This is a genomic window from Pararobbsia alpina (assembly GCF_902859895.1).
Taxonomy (GTDB): domain Bacteria; phylum Pseudomonadota; class Gammaproteobacteria; order Burkholderiales; family Burkholderiaceae; genus Pararobbsia; species Pararobbsia alpina.
Map to the genome: position 1 here is coordinate 1 of NZ_CADIKM010000112.1, position 4,168 is coordinate 4,168.

5 protein-coding genes are annotated in these 4,168 nt (G+C 58.6%); 2 read left to right on the forward strand and 3 right to left on the reverse strand.

Annotated elements, in window-relative coordinates; genetic code table 11:
- Positions 1-376: 376 nt before the first annotated feature.
- Positions 377-865 (forward strand): DUF7696 family protein, encoded by a 489-nt coding sequence (locus HV670_RS29390; RefSeq protein WP_425511489.1) that lies wholly within the window; start codon positions 377-379, stop codon positions 863-865.
- Positions 816-1,478 (forward strand): hypothetical protein, encoded by a 663-nt coding sequence (locus HV670_RS29395; RefSeq protein WP_175108451.1) that lies wholly within the window; start codon positions 816-818, stop codon positions 1,476-1,478. The genes HV670_RS29390 and HV670_RS29395 overlap by 50 nt, the downstream gene beginning before the upstream one ends.
- A gap of 160 nt (positions 1,479-1,638) precedes the next feature.
- Here the strand turns inward: HV670_RS29395 and HV670_RS29400 are convergent, their stop codons facing one another.
- From HV670_RS29400 to HV670_RS29410, 3 genes are all read right to left on the reverse strand, one after another.
- Positions 1,639-1,956 (reverse strand): CcdB family protein, encoded by a 318-nt coding sequence (locus HV670_RS29400; protein ID WP_175108452.1) that lies wholly within the window; start codon positions 1,954-1,956, stop codon positions 1,639-1,641.
- A complete protein-coding gene (locus HV670_RS29405; RefSeq protein WP_246258106.1) occupies positions 1,956-2,198 on the reverse strand; it encodes a type II toxin-antitoxin system CcdA family antitoxin in 243 nt (80 codons plus the stop codon). Before HV670_RS29405 ends, HV670_RS29400 begins: the two co-directional genes overlap by 1 nt.
- Positions 2,199-3,183: 985 nt before the next feature.
- Positions 3,184-4,168, reverse strand: a 985-nt coding sequence (locus tag HV670_RS29410) for a multicopper oxidase family protein (protein WP_175108453.1), incomplete at its 5' end; no start/stop codon positions are given.

Consider the following 4,168-nt stretch of genomic DNA (forward strand, 5'->3'; position numbering starts at 1 on the left):
CGCGTACTCGGCGCTTGCAAAGCTGCGTTGCTTCATGTCCGTACCGTTATGTTCGCATCGCCTTCAGCATGCATGCATCGTGTAGCTGAAGTCAATTGATCAGCGAATCCCCAGAAGTCGTGCCTTGCGCATGCTCCGACCGATTGGCTATCGGTGTGGATATCTCGTCTCGAGTGGATTCGCCATCTGCTCCCCATTTCAGCTGTGACACGTGCTGACCTTGGCGCACCGCGTGTGCTGCCTTTGCTCGGTCTTGCTCGAACTTCGGTTTCGATGATCTCTCTCCAGATCGGCCGGAGAAGAGCAAGCAAAGTTGGCTGACCCGTGATCCTGCGGCGGATGTAATTCCGATAATGGGCTAGAGTGCGGCGTGACCATGCTGCGCGAGGACGACTTTGCGTCCTCATCTGAGCCTGTAGATTGCTACAGCGCTCCCTGGTCCGTCATGTTCCCTTCGGGGGACATGACGGTCAGGTTTCTCTTGAAACCAAAGCTCGTACCCGCAAGGGACGGGCTTTTTTTGTTTCCACTTCCTGAAATCTTCGTCATGACCCAACTCAACCGTATCGATTCGTTGGTAGCAGACACTATTCGAACAACTCTCACGCAACGCCGAGAGTCAGCTAATAGCCAATCTCCCGAGTGGCGAGCCTTTTGCGAAGCCGCTTATGTCGCAGCACTGACGGAGCAGGAACGCTCCGACTATCCCACCCTTGTCTCTGAACACCGAGGTCCCGATTTTGCCAAGTCGCTTGCATCTGACGCGGAGGAAATCAGGCTCAAGGTGATCGCTTACCTGAAAAGGAATTCTCCCAATGAACGCAGTCGCCGAACTGGCGGGCTTGGCCCCGCGCAGCATCATTGAGGAACGTTCTCCACGTCCTCCGGTGATCGGCAAGATCCGACTTGGCACGCAAGTGCTCAGTCGCGAAGCCAGCCTTGATGCATATGCGTCATCTCTTCACCTGCTGGCATCGAACATTCACGCGCTGGCGCGTGACATGCCGGTGCCTATGCTGCAGGGAATCTTCTCCCACGAGCCGCCGGGTACGCTCGACAACTTTACGCTGATGGGCACGCCCTATCCCGTCTATGTTGTTGGAAGGCGACGTCTTTCGCCCGTCCGCAGGGGCGGTGTTTTCACCCGAGGAGATCGAGTTCTGCTCGATATCAAAGTAGACGCGGTGCTCACTTGCGTGCCCACGGTGAACAAAGCGGCACTCGCGGCCGCCGTCGGCGTCGATGCGGTCGCAACAGAGCTTGGCGAACACCTCGCGCAGTATCTCGCCGCAGCCGGAGCCGTAAACCTGATCTTCCGCGGTGCAGGAATTCCGACCGTTGGTGTGTCGCACGGCACCGTTCACGGATGCCAGACCGAACACGGCGTGCGCATCATCGGCTTCGATCATGAGTTCACCGTTGGCAGTCTTTTTGATGCGCAGTGCGACGCCTTCATGCTCGGCCATATTCACAAGTAGCAACAGTGGACGAGAGAAGGGCGGAGCGCCGCTTACGCGGGATCGATCGGCCGGTTTCACTACGGCGAGGAGGGTGAGAAAGGCTACCTCCTTTGGGATGTCGAGGCAGGTGCCGCGGCCGCCCAGCAGATCGCGACGCCGGCACGGAAATGCAGGCGGATCAATAGCCGCCGGTGAGGCGGTCGAGCGCAGCGGAGATCTGATCACGTTGAGCCTTGAGCGACCCTACGCTGACGCCTAGTTCTTTCACAGCCACTGCTCCGATGAACGCTGGGTGGAGCATGCATCTAGTGCCCCGGATCTCGAAAACAGGTGTTAAATCAGTGGGAAGATTCGTCGGGGGGAAGGCGTCAACCCGGATAAGCGGAATGACGACCCGCGTTGTAAGCCCTTCGAGGTGATCGCTCTGGACATCGATGAGAAATGGCGTGGTCGCCCTGGTTTTGCCGGTGTTGGCATAGACTTCAAAACGCTCCATCAGAACATCCGGCACTCAGCGAGCGGGAGACCGTTTTTCTCCACCCATTCGTTGTGCGCCGCGATAAACCCGGCATTTTCCGTCGCCCATCGACGGCCTTGTTCGGCCTTGATCGCGTCGCGCAACGCCTGCTCACAGGCACGCGAGAAGTTAATGCCAAGCCCCTTCGCTTCCTCGATCACGTCGACCGGCAGCGTGACGTTCGTGGCCTTTCGGGGCCGCGTTTCAAGTGCGCGTTCCATAAACGCTCCAATGTGGTTATCCATGCGCATTATAATCCGCATACGCCGGTGTTTCAAATTCCGGAGTTGGTGTGACTCAAGGGCGTTTTGGGCTGTCGTGAGGCGCCGTAATCTTGTCGTTCTCGGCATGGAGCAAGCGAAGTTCATCGATTCGTAGTCCGCGAGCGTTGTTGGCATCCGAGCTTCTCCGGCACGAGTTCAGTGCGGCGATGTCCGGGTCTCAGGGCGGGACATCACGTTCCTTTCACTGGTCGCGGACCCCGAAAACTCGCACGCCTTATCTGGGACAATGTATAGCCAGCGGTTCCATCTCGCGGCAGTCGCGCACGTGAGCCGCCGTATCTCGTGCGCTCCGTCACGGCCACATCTTTAAGAGAAGGATGTGAGGCTATCGCTGTTGAAGCATTTTCGACCGACCGGCTCTGTGTGACCTTTCCGATTCGGAAGGGCTCATCAAGCTCAGGGGGGCGGGATTTGAGCGAGACGTCTTTAGTCACCTTGTCACAGGCGGCTATCGGGTCATCTTCCAAGTCAAAGGCCGGCCCATACAGCTTGATATGGTTGTCGAGGGTGCAAATGACACACGCCTCGGGCTAGAGTACGATGTGCTCAACCCTGCTGACCCGAGATGCATGTCGCCGATATCGTGCTCAGCTTTTCCGCTTGGACACGGCGCGGCATTGCATTACCTAGACCAGCCGCAGGCGAGCTGGAGCTTCAACAGCGGGCAAGGGTCATGAGGTCAAGCGGGTGAATCTGCCTGACTTCCATCGAGGCGGCCAAAAATGACATGCCGTGCTGTCCAGGAAGCGACAGAAGCGCGGGGGATCCGAAGGCCCGATTGCCGAGCGTCGAGGAACGCAACGAGACAGTGCAACGAGACAGCCCACTGCTCATCGGTTCCCTCCTTGATGCGGCACCGCAGAACGTCAACACTTGCGTACGATCGTTCGCGCGGCGCCGCATGTACCTGGAGAGAAGAGAGTCAACGGTGGTCGTTCTCTCGGTCGTTCTCACCTTTGCCCTTTGGGCTGGGTTGGACCCGCACTATTGCCATCATGCCCGCGTCCTCATGACTGAGGACGTGGCAGTGAAACACGAAATCGCCAATATCCGGCCCGCGGAAGTCGAGACGAAGCTTGACGCTGGGGAAAGGGTGGTTAGGGTTCTGATCCCAGAACGGAACTTGTACCGTATCCAGGTACTGGCCGGTGATGACGGGCGCCTGTTGTGAGCCGTTGATCTCAAAGTTATCCTGAGATTTCACCAGGAAGTGAATCTGATGGATGTGGAACGCGTGATTCTCCGGGGTACGGTTTTCAACGGTCCATTCCTCCACGGTTCCTTGAGTGACCACGATGGAGGGCGCCGCGTTCGGATCGAAAAGACGCTCCGGCTGGCCTTCCACCCCCATGAAGTATTCGGAGAGCGGAAACTCGTTGAAGTACAAGGCGCGGGTCGCCGCTACATGGGCCGTTCCGAGTCCGGCGAAGCGCTGCTGGGTCGTGCTCTTTGCGGTAGACCTTCCGATCTGATGATCATCGCTGCTGTCCTCCTTGGTGCCCTCGCGCCGTCCGCCGAGGAGCTGGACCGTCGCGAGAGGACGCTGTGGGAGATTGTAGAAATATGGGCCGCCATTGACACGCAAGGTAGTCAGCTGCGCCAGCCGCACCCGCGGTGGAGGGGGAGAGACGATGAACTCCACGCGTGAGGCGGGTGGCATCGTGAAGTGTGTCACCGGGGTCACGGCGGCGGGCTCGGTGCCATCTTGCGAATTTAACGGAACCCCATCCACGGCGACAAGTTGCAGCGTCTGTGGCACGCCGTCGAAGACATACTGAAGGTCGAGGACACTATCCGCGGCGGTGTTGGTCACCCGCCAGAACTCCCTTTCGCCGGGCCGCATGTTCAGGATCGCCGGAACGAAATTCGTGGCATCGGGCGCCGTTGGCGAGGTGATCGGAATGAAA